This is a genomic window from Labilibaculum sp. K2S (assembly GCF_030372765.1).
Lineage (GTDB): Bacteria > Bacteroidota > Bacteroidia > Bacteroidales > Marinifilaceae > Labilibaculum.
Genome location: NZ_JAUCMW010000005.1, coordinates 219,635 through 244,547, shown reverse-complemented (window position 1 = coordinate 244,547; position 24,913 = coordinate 219,635). Strand labels below are relative to the sequence as shown.

Genomic DNA, 24,913 nt, shown 5'->3' with positions numbered 1-24,913 from the left:
ATGGGAAAGAACGCTTATCTTTTATCGGTAATTGATGTTCATACTAGAAAAATACTAGGTTATACTTTTGCATTCAATGTAAAAGTTGTTTTGACCCCTGATATCCTAGAGTTTTATTCTATTTTTTAATTTTCCTTTTTATAGAGCGATTCAGACCCTCTTAAAACCTAAAAAAACACCATCTGAAGTGACAAACGAAGATCTGTTGGCACGAACAGGCTTTGGAGACCTGAATGCGAATTTAAATATCAAGTAAATATAAATCACCAACTCTTATCTCCTTACATTGTCCTTTGGACAATCAAGCTTTTCATCCCCAGATGAAAAGTCCCTGCCGGAAGGCACAAGAGTTTTTGTGGAACAAAAACACATCTTGCATTCCCCTCTTTAAATTTTAAATCCAGTCCTTGATTCAGTTTATTTTTTCGGAAAAAGGGAAGACCTCCCAACCAATAGAAATGTCTTCCCTCACCTTAACCGAAGCATGAGTAAATCATCCAACTTTTTGTTTGTTTCCTCTTTTTTTCTCTGGCTTTTGTTCCTTTTCCTTCTCTTTCTCCTGTTTAAAACCAGAAAAATTGGTGCCACGATTGGCTGCATCTACCTGAAGAGATGCCGAAAATTTCTTCCCGTTTTTTCCTGTCATCCCATCCAGATGTATTTTCTCTCCAGCTGCCAATTGCTGCTTTTGTTCTTCAGAAAGACTTGCTCCCTTGATCTTTTCCGGCACTCTTATGCGTTTGGAACAAAGTGGAATCAGCTCATTGGTTTTGGGATCCAAGGAAAGATAAATATTGTCCTTTTCTCCCTTCTGATTAGTCATTTCAATTGTCTTTCCTAAATGTTTATCTTCTAAAAGAGCCGTTTTTTCTTCCTTGGTGAATTTGTGTCTCAGATATTCATCAGGAATGTGCAGGCGTTGAATGGGATGCACCTTTACTTTCACGCTGCCATCTTCCTCTTTCTGCAATCTGATTTTAGTAGGAATCTGATACTCCTCATCATTGATAGTAGTTACTTGAACCTCAATATTTTTTTTGTTGGTTGTGAAAGTCGACTGCTAGTGGATAATCTAATGTATTATTCCTTTTCCTTGTAACTGCGTTGATACTCCGAAGGCGTTACTCCAAACTCACATTTAAAGTTAATAGCAAATCTTTTGGGTGAATTAAAACCCACTTCATATGCAATTTCTGATATTTGAAGCTGACTCTTCTCTAGTAACTGACGACCTCTTTTTAGACGTATAGTACGAATAAATTCAGCCGGGCCTTTACCGGTTATTGACATTAATTTTTTATATAAGTGACTTCTGCTTAATCCAACATCGGAACCAAGAGCCTCCACAGAAAATTCTGTATCATTAATATGCTCTTCAACTACTTTAATAGCTTTCTCTATTAGCTGTTCATCAAGTGAGGTAATCGTAATTTCACTTGGTGATACATCTACTTTTTGACTAAATGAAACATGACACCTCTCTGTCCATTCCAGCCATTTACTTATCCGTAATTTAAGTATATCAAAATTGAATGGTTTAGTTATATAATCATCAGCTCCAAGTTCAAAGCCTTCAATCTTGTATTCTTCTGTAGTTCTCGCAGTTAATAATATAACTGGAATATGCGACCATTGAATATTTGTTTTAATTCGATTACACAATTCAGTACCATTCATAACAGGCATCATCACATCACTAACCACAATTTTAATATCATTGTTCTCTAATTTCTCCAAGGCCTCTGCACCATTATAAGCAATCAATACATTGTATTCAACTTGTAAACTGTCAGCCATAATTTCACAAAGGTCTTTGTTATCATCTACAAATAACAATGAGGGTTTGATTGGGGATTGTTGAATTTCCATCTTATCTATAGCATCATCGCTAATGTCTTCAAGTATATTTAATTCATTATCACAATCTATTTTCTGAATTGGAAGTTGAATTGTAAAAACACTACCCTGTAGTTGGTTATCAGAAATAGTAATAATGCCATCATGTAAACGAACATATTCACTTACAATATGCAAACCTATTCCACTTCCTGTTTTCTCTTGTTTTTGTGAAGTCTGATAGAAACGCTCAAAAACGTGCTTCTTTTCCGCATCACTAATACCTGAACCTGAGTCTGAAACCCTGATACAAACATTGTCATCTTCCTGATAAATACCAACACTAATTTCACCTCCATCAGGAGTATATTTAAAGGCATTAGAGAGAATGTTTAGCATAATCTTATGAACTTTAACAGGATCAAACTGCATTGTCAGATTTTCGATTTCATTAGAGAATGAAAATTGTATGTTTCGATCAACCGCATGCGAATTAAATGGAATACAAACATCTCTAACAAAATTAACAAAATCTCCCAATTGCAAATTTAACACTTCTCCTCCCACATCTAACTTTCGAAAATCCAATAAGGAGTTTATTAGTGAGAATAATTGTTCCGCATTTTTATAGATTACTTGCAGTTTTTTACGTAAACCAGCGTCTAATTCTTCATTTAATATGGTTTGTAATGGAGTAGTGATAAGGGTAAGAGGCGTTCGTAAATCATGGCTGACATTTGTAAAAAACCTTAGTTTCATATCATTTAATATCTTTTCTTGTTCTTGCTTCATCAACATCTGTTTATATTCGAACTTGAGATTGTTCCTTTTACGGTTTCGATAAAAAATATATGAAATAAGAGTTAAAAGAACAATGATAGACAATGTTTTCCCAATCCATGACAAATAGAAAGGAGGTGTTACATTAATATTTAAAGTGGTGACTTGATTACTCCAAACTCCATTACTATTACAGGCTTTTATAAATAGTTTATACTCACCTGGATTTAACGAAGAAAAAACAATCCTATTCTCATGTGTATCAATCCATTGACTGCTAAATCCTTCCAATTTATATTCATATTTTACTTTATCAGCATTTATCAAATCTCCAGTAGTAAAATGAAATGAAAGAAGCATATCCTTATAGCTAAAGGTTACAGTATCTGTTAGCTCAATAGACTTGTTTAAAATTCTACGACCATTATATAATGAATCTACCATTATATTATTATTACCTACACTTAACCCTGTTAAAAAAACTTTGGTATTGGCTAAATAAGTTTCTGCCAGTTTATTGGGATTAATAATGGTATAACCTTGTGTTTCTCCCAATAAAATATCGCCATTAGATAACTTACAAATTGCATGATTATTAAAATAGTTCGTGCTAATTCCATCCTTTGTAGAATAGTTCCTGTTCGAAATTTTTAATTCACCATACGCATCCCGCTCTGTAGAAAGAACTGATAAACCATTACTTGTAGTTACCCATATTTTATTTTGATCATCCTCGACAATACCTCTAATGATATTATCGCACAACCCGCTTTCTTTATTAAGGTAATGCAAAGAATCGTTTTTCATATCCCATATGGTCAATCCTTGAGAATTTCCTAACCAAATATTACCTAACCGATCGATATAAACATTATTAATAACGATTTCTTTTAGTTGCTGTGTTCCTCTTCGATTTTGTTGATGCAACTCTTGATCTCCATTAGTAATGTCTATAATATACATACCATTGACAGTACCAACATATAATTTATCACCTCCATCATAGAACATATCTAATGGATATTTAATCTCTTCCGAAACCAGGATTAGAGAATCAAAACTATCATTATCTACTTTCAAACATTGAATTCCACCGTTAAGAGAGGCAATCCATATAGCCCCATACCTATCTTCTTTTAAACACCAAATGTCATCAGAAGCCAACTTACTATTAGCATTGGTATAATGCTTAATTTTATCACCTTCGATACAATACAAGCCACTCAAATAGGTTCCAACCCAAATTCGACCGTTCTTATCTTCCAATAATGAGACGATAGAACTATTCTCAATTGGTAGTTTTTCAACGCTACTTTCAGATACATTTCGAGACACATACAACCCCTTTCCATCGGTACCCAACCAAACATTTCCCATTCTATCTTCCAAAACCACACTAACATCCTCACATTCGGCATATTCAACATTGTAAAACTTACGAAAACTATCATGATAAAAGGAGATTCCCTTTTTATTATGTCCTAACCAAATAATACCACTTTTATCTTTATATAAACAACCCACATTATTGGATGCAATCGAAAAACTTGTTTTATCCTCAGAAAGTAAATTGGTCATTTGATTATTGACTTGATCATAGATAAACACACCTTTATGATCAGTACCTACCCAGATACGTCCATTACCGTCATCCATTAGTCTTAATACGCCATTACTTCTGGTTTCCACAGAAGAATGCAATTTCAATATCTTCCAATCAGATTGTTCGCTTTTTCGGTATAGCATCTGATCATTTTTTCGAGAAAAAAGCCAAATACCTCGATGATCATCAACAAATATCTTATTAAAATAATCACTATCTCCAGATCCAAACGCGTTATTAACTTCCAATACTTCCTGATTACCAGTGCGTTTATTTATCTGCCAAATAATTCCATTATTACAATTACCATACAAACTCTCCCCGTCATCGCTAAAATCTGAAGTAATTACTTCATCCACCTGAACTTTCATTGCGAAAACATTTAGTTCATTTTTATGAGTATCGTAAAAAAAAACTTTTTGATTACTTAACACCCATAAGTCTTCATTTTTATCAACATGCACTAAATAGTTCCGATCGACCTCAATGCCAAAATTTTTAAGAAAATCTCCTATATCGTTAATGAAGCAATCTTTCTTTCTGTCATAAACCATGTAATTAAACTTAGTTTTGATCCATATATTACCAAGTCCATCTTCTTGCAAGTCCAAAATTTCATTGTCTGATAATGAATTACTTATGTCTTTATTCTTTAAATATACTTTAAACCCATAACCATCATAACGATTTAACCCATATCCAGTCCCAACCCATAAAAATCCGTAACTATCTTTTAAAATTGACATTACATTACTGTTAGAAAGTCCATCATTCGTATTCAAATGATGAAAAATATATGAAGGTTGACCAACTACATTTAATGAAATAGTATATGCCAATATTATACTCAATAGTCTTGCTATTCTCCTCATCCTCATAATTTATCTTTAAACTTTCAACAATATAAATTTATATAAAAAACTCATACGCAGGATATCTGGTTGGTAAATCATGGCAGTTCCATACATGACATGACGCTAGTATCAACGGATCAACCTACTTATACATAGGCCACGACTAACATTACTTCTCTTTTGTCGGATATGCCAAAACAGAGATCAATCAAAAATCTGCGAAGCTAAAAAAGCGGGTCAATAGTATTCTCTTACCAATTTCTCTAGCTATGATTCCCGCCATAACTTTAGCTGCCTGCTCATTTGGATGAATACTATCAGGGAAATTAGCACCCTGATCCTGCATTTGATGGTACAAATCTATTATTGGCAGATTATTGACTTTTGCTAGTTGTTTTACCATAGGAATCACACCATTAACAACAGTAGAATCGTTGATCCCCCACTTTGTTTTAAACACAGGAACCGGCAAGCACAAATAAATTTGTGGCTTCGCCGGTATGGTTTTAAAAGTATCTATTAAAGCCTGGTAATCTTTTTCATACCGATCTGCATGCCAGTTATATGGTTTAGTATCATTGGTTCCTAACTTAATAACAATAATATCAGGGTCAAAAGCAAAGACATTAGAAAACTCTTTACAAATCCAATAAGGGAAATCCCCTTTTTGCTGGAGTGTTGTAGCACTTCTGCCCGAGTTCAATACCCGGTAATCGGCACCAAGAATACTGTCAAGCACCACCGGATATCCTGTTTGGCTTTGAACTGCCAAACCATAACCTTCTGTAATGCTATCACCCACACAAGCAACCCGGGTAACTTTACTAGTACATGCATTCATGATTGCCATGCCAGCAAGAGCATAAACCCAGCTATGCTTTCTCATCTTACAAAAAAAATGTTTCATCAACGTATGACTTTTAGTGTTTACTATTCTATATTATTCATTTGTGACAAAGGTTATACTCTTTCATTCAGATGCCTCCGGTAGTCCCTCAACCTCAATAACTGCTACCGAATTAATTTCATTTGGAGCATCTTCAGGCAATGAAATCATAATCTCCCCATCGTTAACTGTATAATTAAGTTGAGTTTCAAGAGCACCTATCAGGTATATTTTTTTAATATTATTTTTCAATGCCGGAACAGTTAGCTCCCTAGTTTTAGGCCAACTAAAAACATGGATATACAGTTTACCTTCCTTCTTGGTATATAAGCCCCATTCCGGTTCAGTTTTGAAAGGGCTGCGTGTGGTGCCATAAATACTTTCTCCGTAAGTTTTCATCCAGTCTCCTATTATTTGTAAAGTATCTATTGTTTGAACAGGCACTGTTCCATCACCCTTAGGGCCAATATTAAGCATATGGCTGTATATTTTTTCATGTGCCTATAATTTTTCTTTTAATGGTCACATTGAACTCGCCCCAAAGTCCTTTTCCTGTGTGAGAAAGACTTTATCATGGCTCGTTTCATCTTATTATAATTATTCATTTTTTCAAGGTATAAGATGGAACTCACATGATTTTAATACCACTCCTGTGAGTCAGGATATTCCATCATGCTCGTTTCATAAACTCTATTTTTCAATATCAGTACTTAATCAGATCTATTTTTAACTTATTCTATTATTGCTTGATAAAACTTATTGCAAAACCGCCTCCTTCTCCCAAATTCAGCTGCAGTGTATCGTTGATTGAGCCACTTGAGTTGATATTTCAACGGCTGTTGGATTGTGCTCATAACCTGTACCCGGGCATCGGCATAAATCGTTGCCAGGTATTTAGTTCCCTCATCTAAAAACGACAAGCTAACAGGCAATTGGCAGGCTTCTTCGTTGGTCATGCTTCATTAATGATGCTACCATCCAGTATTTAGGATCGTCACCCTGCATCCCCCGCACAAAAGCTGTTACTAATCTGGAGGTAAGGAATGGGTCTTCTCCGTAGCATTCTTCTGTCCTGCCCCAACGCGTATCACGTCCCATATCCGCATTTGGCCCCCACACAACAAGGCCTGCACGATAATATTTAGGGCAAACGTAACGAGCTTCATAAGCCTGTTGAGCAGCTACCTCTTTAAGTAGTTCTTCGTCCCACATCTGGGCTAAGCCTATTGCCTGGGGGAATTGAGTTGTTGGGGTTTTGGAGTCATAATTAAATCCCGGGCCACCTTGCGATAATCCATGTAGCCCCTCACTATTGCCACTATTCCGGATTCCCAATCTTGGTACAGAAAATCCGGCACTTAAACAATTAATCTTTTCATCTACAGTTAGTAGTGAAATGATATTATCTATCCGTTTTTCATCGTCTAATGCAGGATTCTGAAAAGGAAAAGTTTTTTGGGCATAAATACTTACGGCAGTTATTATGCAAATAATTAATGACAATGTTATTTTCATAATAAGATTGATGTTTAAACGTGCAGATTTTAATATCAAGCATGGTTAAATCCATACCTAATTAACGATAAAAAAGAAGTTGTTTCTCATCAATAAATGAAATATCTAAGTTTTAGCAATTCACTATTTCTTTACCAAGTTGAGCATGAAAACATCATTTTCACGAATGTCTAGTTCCTTAGTAAATTCTCCATTTGAATCGATATCAACCAATTCTGTTAAAACAGGAGAACCATCATTTTGACTTTTTAGTTCTTCTACCTGCTGTTTATTAAGTTGATTGGGTCTTCCCATATCTATATAGCTGGTATAAGCATCATTCACACGGTAGCCCACTTTATAAATCTCCATTCTATATTGTCCTGCCGGAACATTGGTCAGGTTTACTTTTACCTTTCCTTTTGACTTTGCAGGTAAATCCTGTATATAATATTTCTGGTTATGTGTAGAATCACCGGGATGTGTATTTGTGAAATCCCAAAGAAGTAATTGAATATCACCACCATCATCTTTTGATGCCCAGGATCTGGTATCATTATTAACCAACTCTGTATCACCGAGCTTATTCATGTAGTTATAGGCATAAAAAGCAGCTTTCTTAATACCCTGAATGGTCATCAATCCAAATCCGCCATGGAAAGGTTTGAAACGAGGCCCCGGTTCTTCAAAAATATCGGTGAATACCCAATACGACATTGAATTAGCAGCAGTTCCAACCTGCTTAATTTTTTCCAGGATATATGCTGCCTCATGATAACTGTCGTGAATTGGATCGGCCGGAGTATAAGAAGAACTCCACTCAGTATAATGCAACTCTAAATTTGGTTTTTCGGAAGAAGAAATTTCATTGCGAGATTGAAGCACATCGCCACTTACACTCATTGGATCTTTACTCAGTACTGTGCCACCGTTACCGTATTCATCAAGAAACCCCTGTTTAACACCATACGAATGGGTGCTTATAAAATCGATTGGGGTATTATTTTTAATGCAAAAATCAATGGTTTCACTCTCCCAGGCAGCACCTGCTGTTCCCGGACCTCCTACCTTGTAATCAGGGTTTACACTTTTTACTGCTTTCGCAGTATATTGATATAGTTTAAAGTAGTCCGCTTGAGTGCCTGTCCAGAATCCGGGTGAAAGATTAGGCTCGTTCCAAACTTCAAAATACCAGGTTTTAACTTCTTCAACTCCATAGCGCTCCGTAAAGTGTTGTGTAAGATTGCGTATAAAATCTTCCCATTTTTGATAATCTTTTGGAGGAGTGACATTTCCTTTCCACCAAAAAATCGTTTGCTGGCCACTGGCCAATGCTTGAGGCATAAATCCCAGTTCTACAAAAGGTTTGATCCCTATTGATAATAAATAATCATACAAAGCATCAATATACATATAACTGTACTGGGGATTTCCTTTGCTGTCTTCGGTGTAAACAGCCATATCATCGCTCAAAAGGCCATGCATACGAATATACTTAAAGTCGCACATTTTTTTTGTGTATGCTAACTGCTGTTGCCAATCTGCACGTAACCCTTCATTGGCACGACCGGCTCCAATGCATTCTTTGAACATTGTATTCAAAGCTCCTTTTTCACTGTTGAAATCAACACTGATAACTCTTTCTTTTAAATTAGTTTCCTTATTCTTTTTTGCAAATACCGGCAAGGCCAATAAAAATGCAAGCGAAAAAAAATACAAACGACTAAATCTCATTTTTTTATTTGTTTATTCAAGTGTTAGATATTTTACTTAGAGAAGAGTCTAAAATTCTTATACCTTAAACTTTTCTTACCCGAAAATCAAATTTTATTTCAATAACAGGTATCCTATGAGTATACTTAATGGCTCATACGATACCTGCAAATATTATTAAGCTTTTGATTTAGTATTCAATCACAGTTTGATTGTTTGCTCATGCCCATCATAACTTACTTTTTTACCTTGGGCATCATATTTAAAACCTTGGGCATTATCTTTACTTACAGGAACAATAATAAATGTACGCTCTTTCAGCATTCCTTCGAACTGTCCTTTACGTTCTCCTATAGTAAGTGTTCCTTTAGTGTCATCGTAGATGAAAGGTATGTTCGAATAAGAACCTTTTTCGTAATTATAATTTACGCCTTCGTCTTCGTAAAGAGTAAAATTACCATCTTGTCCACGATAAACATACAGAACAATTTTTTCTGCTGGTTTCTCATCTGTGTATTGAATTTCAGGACCAACAGGGATAATAGCGCCTTCGCGGATGTACAATGGAATGTGTTCGTAAGGAGCATCCACATTTAATTTCTGTCCTCCTTGTATGTATTTACCTGTATAGAAATCATACCAATTTGTACCTTCAGGGAAATAAACTTCGCGCTCACGTGCCTGATATTTATATACCGGACATACCATGAAAGCTGGCCCAAACATAAACTGATCGCCAATATTCCGGACATTAGCATCAGCAGAAAAATCCATAACCAATGGCCTCATAATGGTGTAATCATTAAAATAAGTCATACCAGCCATTGTATAAATATAAGGCATCAACCTGTAACGCAAGTTGGTAAAGTATGTAATGGACTTATATGCAGGATGTCCTTCCGGAGCGATGTTCCACACTTCTCGGTACGGATATTGCCCATGTGACCTGTATAGTGGTGCAAAGGAACCGAATTGATACCAACGGGTATTTAGTTCACGCCACTCTTTATAATCAGCATTTTCTTTTCCGCTTTTGTTGTATTCCTGTTGTCCGGCTACGTAACGATCTTCAACACAAAACCCGCCAATATCCATTGTCCAATACGGTACACCACTAATTGAGAAGTTTAAACCAGCAGAAATCTGGGCTTTCATATCTTCCCAACGAGTGCCAATATCACCACTCCATGTTGCTGTTGAATACCTTTGTAACCCGGCAAATCCAGAACGAGTAAGTAAGAAAACACGTTTATTTGGGGCAACACTTCTTTGTCCATCATAAATTGCCTCTGCATTCATCAAAGCGTATGTATTGAAATACTCTGTAGAAGGACCTAAAGCAGTTGGTCCGCATAAAGCCTTACGATATTTCATATCTGTACAGTCAAGCACATTTGGCTCACTGGCATCCATCCACCACGAATCAAATCCTAATGGGTACAATTTGTCATAAATCTGATTCCAGAACAACTTCCGTGCCTCTGCTGAATAGGCATCGTAGAAAGATCCAACATAACCCGGGCCAACCCAGTCGCGTACGCTATCTTTAACAGCTTGTTGGTACATCCAGCCTTTTTTATCAAATTCTTTAAAATGTTCGGTTGTTACATAAAACTTAGGCCATACCGAAATCATTACTTTTCCGTTCATGGCATGAATAGAATCAACCATTGCTTTTGGATCAGGGAAACGGCTCTTGTCAAACTCATGGCTTCCCCAATCGCTTTCATTCCAATAATTCCAATCCTGTACAATGTTGTCAATAGGAACTTTCCTGTCCCGGAATTCTTTTAATACGCCTAAAATCTCATCTTGAGTTTTGTAACGCTCACGACTCTGCCAAAAACCCATTGCCCATTTTGGCATTACTTGTGATTTTCCGGTTAGTGTTCGGTATCCTTTGATAACTTCGTCCATTGAATTACCGTGCACAAAATAGTAATCTAGTTTTTTATTCATCTCGCTCCACCAAACCTGAGCATTTTGTTCTTCTTCGGGTAGAGGAGTTTGAACACATAAACCACAATACGACTTTCCGCCATCTGGTTTCCATTCAACGCGCAATGGAACTCGTTTTCCTGCTTCAAGTTCAAAGGTAAATTTATAACTATTGGGGTTCCATGCTGTTCTCCAACGCTCGGGAACTACCAATTCATTATTCAAATAAACCTTCATATATCCGGCATAATATAAAATAAAACGATAGGTTCCGCTTTGTATTGCTTCAATCTCTCCTTCGTAAGTTACATCGGCTCCCTTTAAAGGAAAATTTTCCGGAAGGTTATTAATGGTTTTTATATCTTCAAAATAGAGAGAATCTTCATCTCGGATCAACCTCTTCAATTCATTCGCCTTAGACTGATAAGTTCCGGTAAGACTGCCAAGATGACCATTTTTATTGTATAATTTAAAAACTCTATTTAGTTGTTTGTACTCGCGACTATCGCCAAAACGGCTTAACGAATAGCTATCCCATAAAAGTCCGTAGTTTTTGTTGGATACAATAAAAGGAACGGAAACTTTGGTATTGTATTGAAACAGCTCTTCGCTTTTCCCTTTATAGTTAAATTCATCAGACTGATGTTGCCCAAGACCATAAAAACTTTCATCTGCAGGAGATTCAAAAAGTTGTCGTACTGAGTATCCTTTGGTGCCTTCAACTTCAATTGGTGAAAATGTTTTGCCGCCTCCTGCTTTTTCGGCTAAAATAACCTGTCCATCTTTATCCTTAAACTTTATTCCACCGTCTTCCTTAGAAACCATCACTTTCAAACGTGATGTAGTCAACATAATTGAATCACCGTCATCAGCAACGTCAAAAGGAACAGTTTGAAGATCAGGAACAATAATTAAACTTGAATCCTTAGGGAAATCTTTATCCGGAGTTGCAGAAACATGTATTAATTCATCTCCTAACACCTGCAAACGAAGTTTATTTGACTGTGTCTTTTTCTCTTGTTTTAGGTTTAAAATGACGCCGTCATCTGTTATCTGGTATTGTGAACCAGAGCAGGCTGTTAATAACAGTCCGGCACATAATAAACCTAAATATTTTCTTTTATTCTTCATTAATTATTAAAGGTTTTAAATGTATTATTTTATGAATGCTAAATTCAGTAAAAAAAGATGAATAAAGGGTGCTTTATGTGTTGTAAAAGGTATTGTAATGAACTAACTTTTCTATACCTGAAACTTAGCTATACAAACAAAAAAAATTAGTATAAAGGTATCCACGTCTACAGCTTACGTCTATACATATAGGATTAAGTGATCTAATTTTGCCACAAAAAAAGAAGAACAAGAAAGAAGAGATGTTTACTTTGGTGGAGCAGTGGAGGAAATCTGGACTAACGCGCAAGTCATTTGCAAACCAACATGGATTAAAAAGCAAGTCGCTCAATTATTGGTGCAAGAAATAATACGGGGAAGTTAAGAAAGTGAAGGCTGATCAGCGGACACATATATCAGATGAATCCCAAGCATCAACGCTGGGATTTATAGAACTTACTCCAGGTTTGAACAAAAATACACAATGTCAGCCAATTCGGATGGAACTTGAGCTTCCAGGAGGAATACACATCAAAACTTATTAAACTATACCAGGATTGAGTGCGAGTCTGCGATATTTTTGCATTGCAATGCCATTGATATGCGAAATGTTTTAGGTGGATTGGCAGGAATTGTGCGTATTCTCCAAAAATATTTGAGTCATTCTTTTACCTTGCATATCTTATATTTCTATGCTTTTAATATCCTCATGATTGTAACCCTTAACACTGAAACTTTTACCCCAACTACCCATTCCATCAAGATATAAACCAGATGCCCTGTTTTTAATCCGAACATATTTTCCGGTTTTCTCCCTTACCCATTACCGAACTCCACTTTCACTATGCTCTCACTGACCAACCTTATCAATAATTAGAATTTCGGTACATTCCATCAATGTACAAACCTGTTGCCCTCTATTTAATAGATACATGAGCAGCAGCTTCACCTTGCAGCATTGCATCAATAAGGCCTTGGTCAAGTACTGTGGCATTTTCTCTATCAAATATTTGTTCATTCAAATCCCAGCACATTGGAACTAGTCCTCTGCTAATTGCAGCACTTACTACGTACTTATAATAGTATTTACGCGATGCCTCATGAAGCGTCTGGTCAGAAGGATAAGTAAGATCTCTCTTACTTGCAGAAAATTCGCCTATTATTACAGGAATTCCTTTATCTACAAATTTTGATTTCATTAGCCCAAATGCATAATCCACAAAATCTTCTTCACCACCAGTTGCATTACGTTTGGTATCTGTTGAAGAGTGGTAGCCATTCCCCCAATAGTAAACAATTTTCCCCCATTCTTCATCTTTGTCCATCAAACAAAATTGATATGGCGTATAATAATGAACCTCAACCATCATTCGATCAGAAATCCAATCACTTGGCAAAGTATTCATCAAATTATTTGTTTTCTCAATATCAGTAGCGGGACCTTGAATAATAAGTGTTCTGGAACTATTATTACCTCCTGTCACTCGAACGGCATTGATGAATGTTTGATAATAGGAAGTTAATACTGCCATTCCTGTGGCATCTTTTACACTGGGCTCATTTGCACCAGCAAAAAGCAAATGCTCATCGTAATCTTTGAAATAGGTTGCAATCTGCTTCCAATATTTATCAAGCCTGCTATTTACCTGATCTTTATTAGCTTCATTAACCCTATCTTTAAGCCAGCCTTTATCCCAATGCATATTCAAAACCACGTACATATTGTTGTTCATACAATAATCAACAACCTCTTTAACACGTGCAATCCAAGCTGCATCAATCACAGAGTTAATAGTATCAGAATGGGTAAACCAAGCAGCTGGAAGCCTAACAGTATTAAAACCTGAAGCTTTCACCTGGTCAATTAATGCCTGAGTAGTATAAGCACCACCCCATGCTTGCTCTCCACCAATAGCTTCAAGCGTATTTCCCATATTCCAGCCAATTTGCATTTTGCTGGCAATTTGTTGTGCTGTTGGCAATTGTCCAAATAAACTTGCGGACATTAAAATCCCGGTTAGAAAACAAACAAAACGTAGGTTTCTCAAACATAGATAGATTTTTTTCATAAAAATAGATTTTGAAGATTTAAATTAACTAGTTCGCTTTAAATATGATCTAAGCATTTTTGATTTTAAGCAACCTTTATTAAGTTGAAATTAGTTGTAGATAGATATTCATAGTTTCACTTGATTTTAGGCATATTAAAATATACCTAAAATCAAGTGAAACCATGAGGGGCTTGATGTGATCAATGAACCTTAATATTCACTTTTCCTTTTATATCACGAGATGAACTTCCAACTAAAAGGGTATAACTTCCCGGTTCTACTACCCAATTGTTATCCGTTTCACTATAATAGGCCAAATTATTTATTAAAACATCCATTGTTACAACACGGCTTTCTCCTGCCTTTAAATATACTTTTTCAAAAGCTTTTAGTTCCTTTGCTGCTCGTTCAACTTCTGATTGAGGCTTAGCCACATAAAGTTGAGCTATTTCAGCACCATCAGTGCTACCACTATTGGTTATTGTAAAAGACACTTTAACTGTTCCTTCTGCATTTACCTCTTTTTTATCCACTGTAGGTTTTGAATAAGTAAATGATGTGTAACTCAATCCAAAGCCAAACGGATAAAGAGGTTCAATCTTTTTTGTATCAAACCAACGGTAGCCCACCAAAATACCTTCTTTGTAATATTGATTAATGCTATCACCTGGGTAAGAAATTCCCCCAAACGACTGAGCTGCATTATTTTCCAATCTTTTAGGAAAAGAAAATGGCAATTTACCTGATGGATTCACATCTCCTGAAATAACATCTGCCAGTGCATTCCCGGCTTCTGAACCCAAATACCATCCTTGCATAATTGCCGGAACTTTGTCAACCCAAGGCATAGCCACTGCATTTCCGCTTAGAAGGATTACTGCTGTCTTTTTATTCACTTTTAATAAAGCATCAATCAATTTATCCTGTCCGAAAGGAAGGTTCATTGCTCTCCTATCGCCACCTTCACAATCCTGAAAATGATTTTTATTCAGACCTCCAATATAAAGTACTACATCAGCCTTTTTGGCTACTTCTACAGCTACAGCAAAAAGCGAATCAGTATCTAACTTTGAAGGCTCTTCCCTGCCATATAAAGAAGGTCCCGAAGCATAACCAAGGCTATAAATAATGTGAGCATCGCCATATTTTTCTTTTAACCCTTGCAATGGAGATACCTCATATGCCACTTTCAATGAAGAAGAACCTCCTCCAATAACCAGACTTTTTGAAGCATTTTCACCTATAACAGCAATCGTTTTAAGCTTACCTGCAGGTATTGGAAAGAAATCATTCGTGTTCTTCAAAAGAACAATTCCCTCTTGGGCGATTTTTCGTGCGGCCTCGCTATGTTCTGGTGACACAAAACGCCCAAATGGACGGTTGGCACTCATTGTTGTACGGAATATCAATCTTAAAATACGACGTGCTTTATCGTTTAACACTGCCATATCATATTTTCCATCTTTGATTCCTTTTAGGAAAGGATTAGCCAAATAATACTCAGAATATGGAAAATGACCTACCGTAGTCAAACCATTAGTATAGGTTCCCATTTCAATATCCAGTCCGTTGTTTACTGCTTGCTCTGTATCATGAACTCCACCCCAGTCGCTAATGACAACACCATCAAATTTCCAATCGTGTTTAAGTATTTTATTTAGCAAAAGATCGTTATGGCAACAGTGCTCTCCTTTAAATTTATTGTAAGAGCCCATAATTGACCAGGCTTTTCCTTCCTGAACTGCCGCCTTAAAAGCAGGTAGATAAATCTCGTACAAAGCCCTGTCACTTAAATTAACATTGATATGCCCACGCCAAACTTCCTGATTATTCAAAGCAAAATGTTTTACACAAGCTGCTACACCATTTTCCTGTACACCTTTTACATAAGGCACCACCATACGCGATGCTAAGTAAGGATCTTCGCCCATATATTCAAAGTTTCGCCCATTCAGTGGTGTTCGGTAAATGTTAACTCCAGGTCCTAACAACATGGTTTTATTACGATAGCGAGCTTCTTCCCCAATTGACTTGCCATAAAGCAAAGCTAATTCAGGATTAAAAGAGGCTGCTAAACAAGTTAGTGCAGGGAACGCAGTACACGAATCATTTGTCCAGTTGGCTCCACTCCATTCATCCCAAAAAACCTCCTCACGAATTCCATGAGGTCCATCAGAAGTCCATACTTCAGGGATTCCCAATCTGGCTACCCCTTTCGAACTGAATTTTGATTGAGCATGACAAAGTTCTACTTTTTCAGCTACTGTCATCAATGAAAGAGCACTTTCAACACGCTCTTCTAATGGCTTGGTTACATCCAGATATGCAGGTTTACTGTTTTGAGCAGAAAGGAATAGTACGTTTCCTAACATTAATATGAAGAGAATTCTAAGTTTCATCGTTAAATCATTATTCAATTAAGTGTTATAATCTCAACTACTCACTCCATACCAATACACCAGCAGGTTTCAATTTCTTTTCACCAATTAGAATCTTAGCTGATTCCGGAATATCCATTTTATAATCATCTGAAGAATAGTTTACTGCAATATTGAAACCATCTCGCCAATACACATAAACACCTTCAGGATAGTTTTGGGTAGTTGCTCCAGTTCCTTCATAAGTATTGCGTAGAATATCCTTTTCAAGTTTAGAATCGTCTGTAACAACTCCAATGTATGTCACAGTACCTTTACCTATTTTATTTTTCACAACAGCAGCCTTGCCTTTGTAAAAATGGTTATCATACGCAGCTAGTACTTCTGTGTTTTTATCAGGATTTAGCAAGTCGCCCCAACTATCCCAACTATAATGAGCTGAATTCATTAAAACATCTCCTTTTTTCGCATAATTAGATAACATATCGGTAGCCTCCACCTTTGCCCCAATTAAATCTGATAAAGGCGCAGCCCAATCTCCTTCCCAAATATGTCCGTCGCGATTTCGAGTGGCAGTGCGGCAAGTTAAAATTAAGTGGCCTCCATTGACTACATAGTTTTTCCATCTTTTCACCAAAGCAGAATCAACTAAATCATATGCTGGAGCTATTAAAACCTTATACTTTGAAAAATCAGTCTCTTCTGAAATAACATCTGTAGGTGCCCCTAAAGATTTTGTCATTTCTATAAACTTAATCGGGTAATTCCATGTATCCCACTGATAGGTTAGTTTCTGACGATCAATAGCCCAATAGTTTTCCAAATTCCAAAGTATAGCAGTTGATTTCTTTGCTAGTTCCTCAGGCATCTTCTGGTTTGCTTTGTAGGCTTTACGAAGTGTTTTTATATCCTTCATAAATTGCATGTATTCTTCTCCTCCTTGCGAAGCAGTTACTCCATCAGGTTTCATGATGCCTGAGTGATACTGCTCTGAACTATAATTGATTTGCCGAAATCTGTATGAGCAGGCGATTTTACCTCCTGCTGCAAATGTGTGATACAACCACATACGAACTGTACCTGGTAAAAGCAAAGGATTATACCATCCCCAATTTACCGGACCGGGTTGAATTTCCATAACACCGGAAACTCCACCAACAGACTTATAATACTCAGCTGCAAAAAGAATAGCTTTGCTATTTCCCAAACGATAACCCAGTTCACCTAGATTGTCGCTACCGCCATTAGGATAAGCCGTGTATGCTGCAAAATCAAGATGTTTGGTTCGACGCGGATCGGCTCCTGTAGAAACAGCAGTATAATTTGTAGTAATATACTGACTATCTGAAATGTACTTTCTCAAAGTTATTGCCTGAAGATCAAGCATCTCAGCTTGACCATCTGAAAGAAACCTCTTAACATCCAAAAGAGCATGTGGGTTATTTCCCCACCAACCAACTAAATCAGTATTAGGAATAATAACTTGCTCAAAACTATCAAACCATTGACTCCAAAAAGCGGTTCCCCATGCACTGTTTAATGCATCAACTGTTTTATATTTATCTTTTAACCATAACCTAAAAGCAGCTTGCGACGAAGGACTATAATCGGCAATAGCAGGTGGCTCATTATCTATTTGCCAACCTATTACATACTTATTTTTACCATAATGCTCCCCCAATTTAGCTACAACTTTTTCAACCAAATCACAGTATTTTGCATTTGTAACAGAATTTAAACCACGTGTTCCGTTCTCGGCACGAATATAGTGGCTATTTTCAATAAAGGTTTCCGGGTAATTAACGCGCATCCACGTAGGACTTGTTGCTGAAGGTGTACACATAATTACCTTTAGGTTATTCTTTATACACAAATCGACCACTTTATCAAGCCATTTAAAGTCGTACGTCCCCTCTTCTGGCTCCAATTTATACCACGCAAACTCTGCCAAATGGACAAATTCATAGCCCATATCAGAAATCTTCTTAATATCCCTTTCCCATTGGTTTTCGTTCCAATGTTCAGGATAATAATAAATTCCGGTTGATATCAGATCCTTTTCAGAAAAAAACCTATTGGCATCCTGTGTTTGTGCCTTTAATCCTGTCATCATCATCGACAGGATGAATACTATTGAGAGCACCTTTATTCTATTCCATTTTTGTTTATCCATATTTTTCACTTTTTTTTAATTGCCGAGTTTCATTTTTGAAACATCTTCCATATTACCCATGTTCCCAAGGTATGGGCGGATAGAAAAACTAAAAGTTGCTTTTTCTGTTTTCAGCTGATATTTTTCCATTGGTCCGGGGCCACAACTTCCTCCACCTAATCCGCAATGCTGCATATCAACAGTCAGGATTGTTTCTTTCCTGCGTATTAATTCGTAGGGGTGGTTTGCTTTTTCCAAATCGAGCGGAGTATAATGAAGTGCACTGAAATTCATCAAATTATCGGTAGTTACCATCATTCCAACTCCATTGTGATTGCTTACGGTAAACCAACGCACATTTGACCGATTGCCACAATCCTGAGTACGCAAATAAGGCACAAACATGTTATCAACTGATAATTCGTAACGGCCAATGGCTGCCGAGTGCAAGCGATCTCTGTAATTTTCGTGAGGTCCTGCTCCATAAAATGTAACGTTTTCAAACCCTTCAGGCATCTGCATTAGGAATCCTAATTTTGCCAATGGGTAGTCTAACTTGTCCGGATCGAAATCTGTGGTCACATCAACAAACCCATTTCCGTATATTTTCCAGATAGTATGCTGACCAACGGTGTAGCCTTTGGGTGATTTCGATTCAATCATAACATCAATCTCCAAAGCGTCACTTTGTTTGTTTAGAGTTATACTTTTCACCTTAGGTTGCATATCATACAAGGCAGCGTCGCGCCATTTCGGTCCATATCCACCACCGAACATATAATCATTATCTACTGGTGCACGGAAAACATTAAGCATTGTCCCTGCCACTTGCGCATTGTTCAACGTATCTTTGTAAAGCATTTTTGTATCAGGTTTAACACCGTAAATAGCTTCCGGATTGGTTTGCAACACAGCTGTACCAAAATAATCGAGGTCAGTAATCGTTCCTACACGTTTATTAAATTTCAGATTGAATGCTTTTCCGGAAACGAATATCCAGTCCTGATATTCATTATAAGAAAGTGAGGATAATGTTTGAGGATGAACAGGTTTAACGGCCGGCACAATGAAAGGCACTGCCATTTGTTCCCATGCCACTACATATCCACGTGATGCCCATATCTCATCCGTACGTAGTTTAAAAGTAACTTTCAGGAAATATTCACCTCCAGCTTTTAATTGTGGTTTTGTGAAAGAAACCGTCACATCGGCCGATTGCCCGGGTTCAAGATGTAGAGCAGGCATGTTTCCGGCCTCAATAACACTTCCATCACAGCTCAGCTCCCAGCATAGATCAAATTTATCAAGATTGACAAATTGATATTTATTTTTAATAATGACTTTACCGTTAAGAATATCCTGAGGTGCAATACCAATGTACTGGTACACTTTTTTTACTTCTTCCATCTTAGGTGTAACGGTACGGTCGGGTGTTGTTAAACCATTAACACAAAAGTTCCAATCGGTAGGACGGTCGCCATAATCTCCACCATAGGCAAAAAAGTATTCTCCAGATTTTCCGGGCACCTCTTTTTGTAGTCCCTGATCTACCCAATCCCAGATGCAACCACCTATCAATCGTTTGTGATTTTCAATTACATCCCAATACTCCTGAAGATTACCTACAGCATTTCCCATAGCATGGGCATATTCACAGGCAAAAAATGGTTTAGGATCATCCTTGGCTCCGGTTGCATCAAGCGACCCCACACTTGGATACATGGTTGATTCAATGTCTGCCACCTCATTGTAACCCTGATAATGAATAGGGCGTGATGAATCTAAATTCAGTGCTGCTTTACGACAGGCTTCAAAGTTAATACCCGTACCAGCTTCGTTGCCCAGCGACCAGATAATGATTGCCGGATGGTTTTTAAATGCTTCCACCATCGACACAACTCGGTTAACTTCTGCTTTTTGCCAGCTAACAAAATGACCTAATCCCTCCTTTTCGAAACCCATACCATGTGATTCCAAATTGGCTTCACTTACCATATAAATACCATAGCGATCGCATAATTTATAAAAATCGGGATGATTGGGATAATGACAGGTACGTACGGTATTAATATTAAACTGTTTGAACAATTTAATATCCTGTAACATACTTTCGTAAGTAATGTAGCGTCCGTTAACCGGATCAAGATCGTGTCGATTCACGCCTTTAAGCAGCACGCTTTTTCCGTTTACCCAAAGTTGTGAATCTTTGATTTCTATTTTACGAAAACCAAAAGGAGTTGTAACAACTTCGAGTGTTTCGCCAGATGCATTTTTCAGCACAAACACCATTTGATACAGATTCGGAATTTCGGCTGACCATAAATCGGGATGATCAACTGAAGTTTCAAAAGTCAGTTTCGAACCTTTTTTACCTATGCTGGAAGCAGAAAGTTGCTTGGTAAAAACAGGTTTCTCCCCTTGGTAGGTTTGTTGATCTTTTAATAAATATCCTTCAAGAGAAACAGCTCCTTTGTATCCATTATTGGCAAATGAAATATCTGATTTAAGTGTTGCCGAAGTAAAATCATCATTCAAGTCAGACTGTACAAAAAAATCGCTGACCTGTAATTTAGGAGTGGCGTATAAAAACACATCGCGAAAAATGCCACTCAAACGCCAAAAGTCCTGATCTTCTAAATAGCTGCCATCGTTCCATTGATACACCTCAACAGCCAGCATATTATCACCTTTCTTGAGATAAGAAGTTATATTGAATTCGGCCGGAGTCATACTTCCTTGACTGTAACCTACTTTTTTACCATTTACCCATAGATACATGGCCGATTGCACTCCGGCAAAATGCAGGTAAACCTCGTGTCCGTTCCAATTATCGGGCACAACAAAATTGCGTCGATACGAACCCACAGGATTAGGTAATTCGCTATTGGTCCAACCATTATAAGCCGCAGACATCACGTAAGGCGGCTTCTTTGCAAAAGGATAAGTAATATTCGTATAAATGGGTTTTCCGTACCCTTTCATTTGCCAGTTTGATGGCACTTCGATATCGTCCCAGTAACTTACATTGAAATTTGGTTGATAAAAGTCAACCGGACGCATATCCGGTGATTTCACCCAGTTAAACTTCCATGATCCATTTAAACATTGATAAAAAGGCGATTCGTCGGCGTAATCAGCCAAAGCCTGATCAATAGTTGCATATGGGATATATACGCTATGCGACGATTCCTTGTTGATACCAATTACTTGTTCATTCTCCCAATCGTGTTGTTGCGCAAATAAAGAAGAAAATGAGAGGGCTAAAACAAAACCCAGAATAGAAAATAATTTTGCATTCATACCTACATGAAGTTTTTATAGTTTTTATATTTTTTCCCAGATAAAAAAATAATAATTCGAATTAACTAATGCGACAATCATCTGCTCTTATCAATTTCTTGATTTGATGAAAACAAAAGAAGCCTACAAAACTATTTATAACTATTATATAAATCCTACTCTAATGTTTCCAATCTAGTATCATAATCGTGCATGAATTTACTTGTCACCCTCTAATTCAACCCAAATTTTATCTTCTTTCTGATTTCGAAAAAGTACCACTCTGATTTTCGAACCTCGATGTGACTTGTATGCTTCGAATAAATCGCTTAACCTATTTATTTGTTTATTGTTAAAAGAAAGAATCACGTCATTAACCTGTAAAAACTTAGCTGATTCAGAAGTTTTTACTACTTCCAATACCAGCACTCCTTTGGTATCGTCCATCCCAGTTGCCGAACGTTCACCAAGGGTGGTGAGGTTTTTAACCTTGGCTCCTAAGAAATCTATTACCTCGTCTTCATTGCTCTTTTCAAGCACAGTGACTTCAGGAATGGTGACTTTATTGGCAAAATCCTTTAATCTTTTAGAAACAACACCAAAACTATCCATCGGAAAATTTTTGAACCCCACAGAAAATGCTACCGAACCATCTTTTAATCGAAAATCACCTCCTTGAGGATCTATAAAATCAAATCCACCATATACCGAATGTTGATCCGTCCCCCTAGCTTGTGCCTCTTTTAAGGAATTTAAATCTGGAAAAATATTATAATCTGTTTCCTTACCCCAAACATCTATGCGAATTGGCGCATAGCCTTTAAAAACAATATTATGCTTAAACACATCATTACTATTTTTGAACCATACATGTGGATGAAAAGTGTTATTGACAAGAATATTGTTTTCAACCACTCTATTCACACCTTCTCTAAGTTTAATACCTCCATTTAGGCATAAATTATTACGGATGATGTAATTGCTGGATCCGTCATCCAAATCAATGTCCCATCCATGATCACATCTCATTCTATTGTTCTGTATAACTATGGGCTTTACTACATCAAGCATGGTAAGTTCAAAGTCGTTTTCTACAATTGAATCTAGACGCGTTTTATCAAAATGCCAGAATCTGTCGCGCCCCCAGGAATTGAATGAGCCATGATCTCCGGTTTCTTTAACGGTATTAAAAATATCGTTGTATTCTATGGTATGCCCTCCCCATGTACCTTCATTTACATTGATACCTGCTCTGGGAATATCGTAAATGGTATTATGGCTCACGGTAATACTTTGACACATGGATAACTGCACGCCAGCCGACTGCTTTTCCACTACACCTAAATTGAACATCAGGTTATCATATACCTTACATTCTGCCGGAAAATTGTTTGTTTTTGATCCAGGGGTACGATCCATTTTATCCAACGGAACGTACTGGTAGTATTGAAAACTAGGGGAACGTACCGCATTCGGATCTCCCACAAAGCAAAATGCACTGGCTCCGATTTCTGAAATCAAACAGCTAGACACCTCACAATGGCGATTATAATTATTGAAAAATACAGCGTTTCCACCTAGATTAGTCAATGTACAGTTTATTAAATCACAATTTACAGCACCATTGAAAAGCACTGCTCCTCCACGATAGATAGTCCAATCACTGCGTAGCAATGGCTCTTTATTATACATAAATGTGCGCAGAGTTTGTGTAAGTGTAAGCCCATTCACCGAAATATTTTTTACTGGGTCACTTTCAGATCCTTTGAACTCAAATAAATGAGTTATTTGTGGTGTTTCAAATTTTGCTTTTTTAATATCTAAGTCTTTTGGAGGATAGAAATACAATACTTCGGCTTTCTTATCATAAAACCACTCATTGATGGTATCCAATTCTTCAAAAACGTTTTCAACAAAACGATATTTGTTGTGCATTCCCATTTGCCGGTTGTTTTGCCAGCCTCCTTCAAGAGTTAATTCGCCTTTTTCATCTTTTCCTGTAATGAGATAATGATAATCTCCCCACTGCGAAGAATGTAAAGCGTGTACATAGCCTCCTGCAGGGGATTTCCACAGGCTAGCCCGTTCTATTGAAACAGCATCTGCAGCTGTTCCTCCATAGTATTGAGCAGAAGAATCGTAATTTGGGTATCTGGCCATATGTTGCAATTGTCCGTTGACAAATAGCTCATCAAAAATAAGCTCTTGTTTTACTTTTGCCTGCCATATGCCCTTTTTGTATTCGTTCCACTTTAAATTCAAAACAGCACTTCCACTTATAGTTACTTTCTGATTATTATAATTTACAATCTCAAGAGAGTTATCATCCTTTCGAGAATCCTTAGAAGTAAACACAATAGGTTTTTTCAGGTAATAAGTTCCTTCCATAAGTTTAATTTCAACTTTACCTGTTGTATTACGAACTTCCTCAACCGCTTTACTTATTGAAGCAAAGGGTTTTGCTTGAGTACCTTTGTTTGCATCGTTTCCTTTTGGAGAAACGTAAAAGTTTGTTTGTGCAAACAAACCTGATGGCAAAAAGAAAGCTATTGCAATAATAATTTTTTGAATCATATTCATTATTAATATAGGTAATCACATATTTTCATCGTACACTCAAGAACATCTCACCCCATGCAATTCATTACCTTTCAGCTATTGATATTAATAAAATGAAAGCATTTTTATTCACATCGACTATTGAGAACTATTACAATTTGAAAGGTATTTTATAGTGTCATCTTGATTTTCTGGAACTTTAATTAATCATTTCATGTGTCTATAATTTTTCTTTTAATGGCCACATGGAACTCGCCCCAAAGTCATTCTCCTGTGTGAG

14 protein-coding genes are annotated in these 24,913 nt (G+C 36.9%); 1 reads left to right on the top strand and 13 read right to left on the bottom strand.

What is annotated here, in order from left to right:
• Positions 1–493: 493 nt before the first annotated feature.
• The 8 genes from QUH73_RS09265 to QUH73_RS09235 all read right to left on the bottom strand — a co-directional run bounded on the left by QUH73_RS09265 (position 494) and on the right by QUH73_RS09235 (position 12,235).
• Positions 494–970 (bottom strand): DUF3945 domain-containing protein, encoded by a 477-nt coding sequence (locus tag QUH73_RS09265; RefSeq protein WP_442913408.1) that lies wholly within the window; start codon positions 968–970, stop codon positions 494–496.
• A 110-nt stretch (positions 971–1,080) separates the two neighbouring features.
• Positions 1,081–5,091: a hybrid sensor histidine kinase/response regulator transcription factor gene (locus QUH73_RS09260; protein ID WP_289530159.1), complete on the bottom strand. Its 4,011-nt coding sequence runs from the start codon at positions 5,089–5,091 to the stop codon at positions 1,081–1,083.
• Positions 5,092–5,281: 190 nt separating this feature from the next.
• Positions 5,282–5,980 (bottom strand): DUF459 domain-containing protein, encoded by a 699-nt coding sequence (locus QUH73_RS09255; protein WP_289530158.1) that lies wholly within the window; start codon positions 5,978–5,980, stop codon positions 5,282–5,284.
• Between the two features lie 63 nt (positions 5,981–6,043).
• Positions 6,044–6,436: an alpha-L-fucosidase C-terminal domain-containing protein gene (locus tag QUH73_RS09250; protein WP_289530157.1), complete on the bottom strand. Its 393-nt coding sequence runs from the start codon at positions 6,434–6,436 to the stop codon at positions 6,044–6,046.
• Positions 6,437–6,690: 254 nt separating this feature from the next.
• A complete protein-coding gene (locus tag QUH73_RS20890) occupies positions 6,691–6,915 on the bottom strand; it encodes a glycoside hydrolase family 97 C-terminal domain-containing protein (protein ID WP_442913407.1) in 225 nt (74 codons plus the stop codon).
• Positions 6,881–7,474 (bottom strand): glycoside hydrolase family 3 N-terminal domain-containing protein, encoded by a 594-nt coding sequence (locus QUH73_RS09245; RefSeq protein WP_289530156.1) that lies wholly within the window; start codon positions 7,472–7,474, stop codon positions 6,881–6,883. The genes QUH73_RS20890 and QUH73_RS09245 overlap by 35 nt, the downstream gene beginning before the upstream one ends.
• 123 nt (positions 7,475–7,597) lie before the next feature.
• Positions 7,598–9,187, bottom strand: a complete 1,590-nt coding sequence (locus QUH73_RS09240; protein WP_289530155.1) for a GH39 family glycosyl hydrolase — start codon at positions 9,185–9,187, stop codon at positions 7,598–7,600.
• A 180-nt stretch (positions 9,188–9,367) separates the two neighbouring features.
• Positions 9,368–12,235, bottom strand: coding sequence for a TIM-barrel domain-containing protein (locus QUH73_RS09235; protein WP_289530154.1), 2,868 nt, complete (start codon positions 12,233–12,235; stop codon positions 9,368–9,370).
• Between the two features lie 209 nt (positions 12,236–12,444).
• On the opposite strand from QUH73_RS09235, the gene tnpA reads away from it, so the two are divergent.
• Positions 12,445–12,585 carry an IS66 family insertion sequence element accessory protein TnpA gene (tnpA, locus tag QUH73_RS20885; RefSeq protein WP_442913406.1) on the top strand — a complete coding sequence of 47 codons (141 nt, stop codon included), beginning with the start codon at positions 12,445–12,447 and terminating at the stop codon, positions 12,583–12,585.
• A gap of 546 nt (positions 12,586–13,131) precedes the next feature.
• Here the strand turns inward: tnpA and QUH73_RS09230 are convergent.
• The 5 genes from QUH73_RS09230 to QUH73_RS09210 all read right to left on the bottom strand — a co-directional run bounded on the left by QUH73_RS09230 (position 13,132) and on the right by QUH73_RS09210 (position 24,648).
• A complete protein-coding gene (locus tag QUH73_RS09230; protein ID WP_289530153.1) occupies positions 13,132–14,283 on the bottom strand; it encodes a glycoside hydrolase family 5 protein in 1,152 nt (383 codons plus the stop codon).
• Positions 14,284–14,465: 182 nt separating this feature from the next.
• On the bottom strand, positions 14,466–16,664 hold the full coding sequence (locus QUH73_RS09225) for a beta-glucosidase family protein (protein ID WP_289530152.1): 2,199 nt from the start codon (positions 16,662–16,664) through the stop codon (positions 14,466–14,468).
• Between the two features lie 37 nt (positions 16,665–16,701).
• Positions 16,702–18,816, bottom strand: a complete 2,115-nt coding sequence (locus QUH73_RS09220; RefSeq protein ID WP_289530151.1) for a beta-galactosidase — start codon at positions 18,814–18,816, stop codon at positions 16,702–16,704.
• Between the two features lie 15 nt (positions 18,817–18,831).
• Positions 18,832–22,095: a glycoside hydrolase family 2 TIM barrel-domain containing protein gene (locus tag QUH73_RS09215; protein ID WP_289530150.1), complete on the bottom strand. Its 3,264-nt coding sequence runs from the start codon at positions 22,093–22,095 to the stop codon at positions 18,832–18,834.
• 198 nt (positions 22,096–22,293) lie between these two features.
• On the bottom strand, positions 22,294–24,648 hold the full coding sequence (locus QUH73_RS09210; protein WP_289530149.1) for a PDZ domain-containing protein: 2,355 nt from the start codon (positions 24,646–24,648) through the stop codon (positions 22,294–22,296).
• Positions 24,649–24,913 lie beyond the last annotated feature (265 nt).

What these genes read in the sequence shown, in the direction of transcription:
- QUH73_RS09260 (WP_289530159.1), bottom strand. Translation starts at nt 5,091, where the DNA reads ATGAGGAGAATAGCAAGACTATTGAGTATAATATTGGCATATACTATT.
- QUH73_RS09255 (WP_289530158.1), bottom strand. Translation starts at nt 5,980, where the DNA reads ATGAAACATTTTTTTTGTAAGATGAGAAAGCATAGCTGGGTTTATGCT.
- QUH73_RS09250 (WP_289530157.1), bottom strand. Translation starts at nt 6,436, where the DNA reads ATGCTTAATATTGGCCCTAAGGGTGATGGAACAGTGCCTGTTCAAACA.
- QUH73_RS20890 (WP_442913407.1), bottom strand. Translation starts at nt 6,915, where the DNA reads ATGACCAACGAAGAAGCCTGCCAATTGCCTGTTAGCTTGTCGTTTTTA.
- QUH73_RS09245 (WP_289530156.1), bottom strand. Translation starts at nt 7,474, where the DNA reads ATGAAAATAACATTGTCATTAATTATTTGCATAATAACTGCCGTAAGT.
- QUH73_RS09240 (WP_289530155.1), bottom strand. Translation starts at nt 9,187, where the DNA reads ATGAGATTTAGTCGTTTGTATTTTTTTTCGCTTGCATTTTTATTGGCC.
- QUH73_RS09235 (WP_289530154.1), bottom strand. Translation starts at nt 12,235, where the DNA reads ATGAAGAATAAAAGAAAATATTTAGGTTTATTATGTGCCGGACTGTTA.
- QUH73_RS09230 (WP_289530153.1), bottom strand. Translation starts at nt 14,283, where the DNA reads ATGAAAAAAATCTATCTATGTTTGAGAAACCTACGTTTTGTTTGTTTT.
- QUH73_RS09225 (WP_289530152.1), bottom strand. Translation starts at nt 16,664, where the DNA reads ATGAAACTTAGAATTCTCTTCATATTAATGTTAGGAAACGTACTATTC.
- QUH73_RS09220 (WP_289530151.1), bottom strand. Translation starts at nt 18,816, where the DNA reads ATGGATAAACAAAAATGGAATAGAATAAAGGTGCTCTCAATAGTATTC.
- QUH73_RS09215 (WP_289530150.1), bottom strand. Translation starts at nt 22,095, where the DNA reads ATGAATGCAAAATTATTTTCTATTCTGGGTTTTGTTTTAGCCCTCTCA.
- QUH73_RS09210 (WP_289530149.1), bottom strand. Translation starts at nt 24,648, where the DNA reads ATGATTCAAAAAATTATTATTGCAATAGCTTTCTTTTTGCCATCAGGT.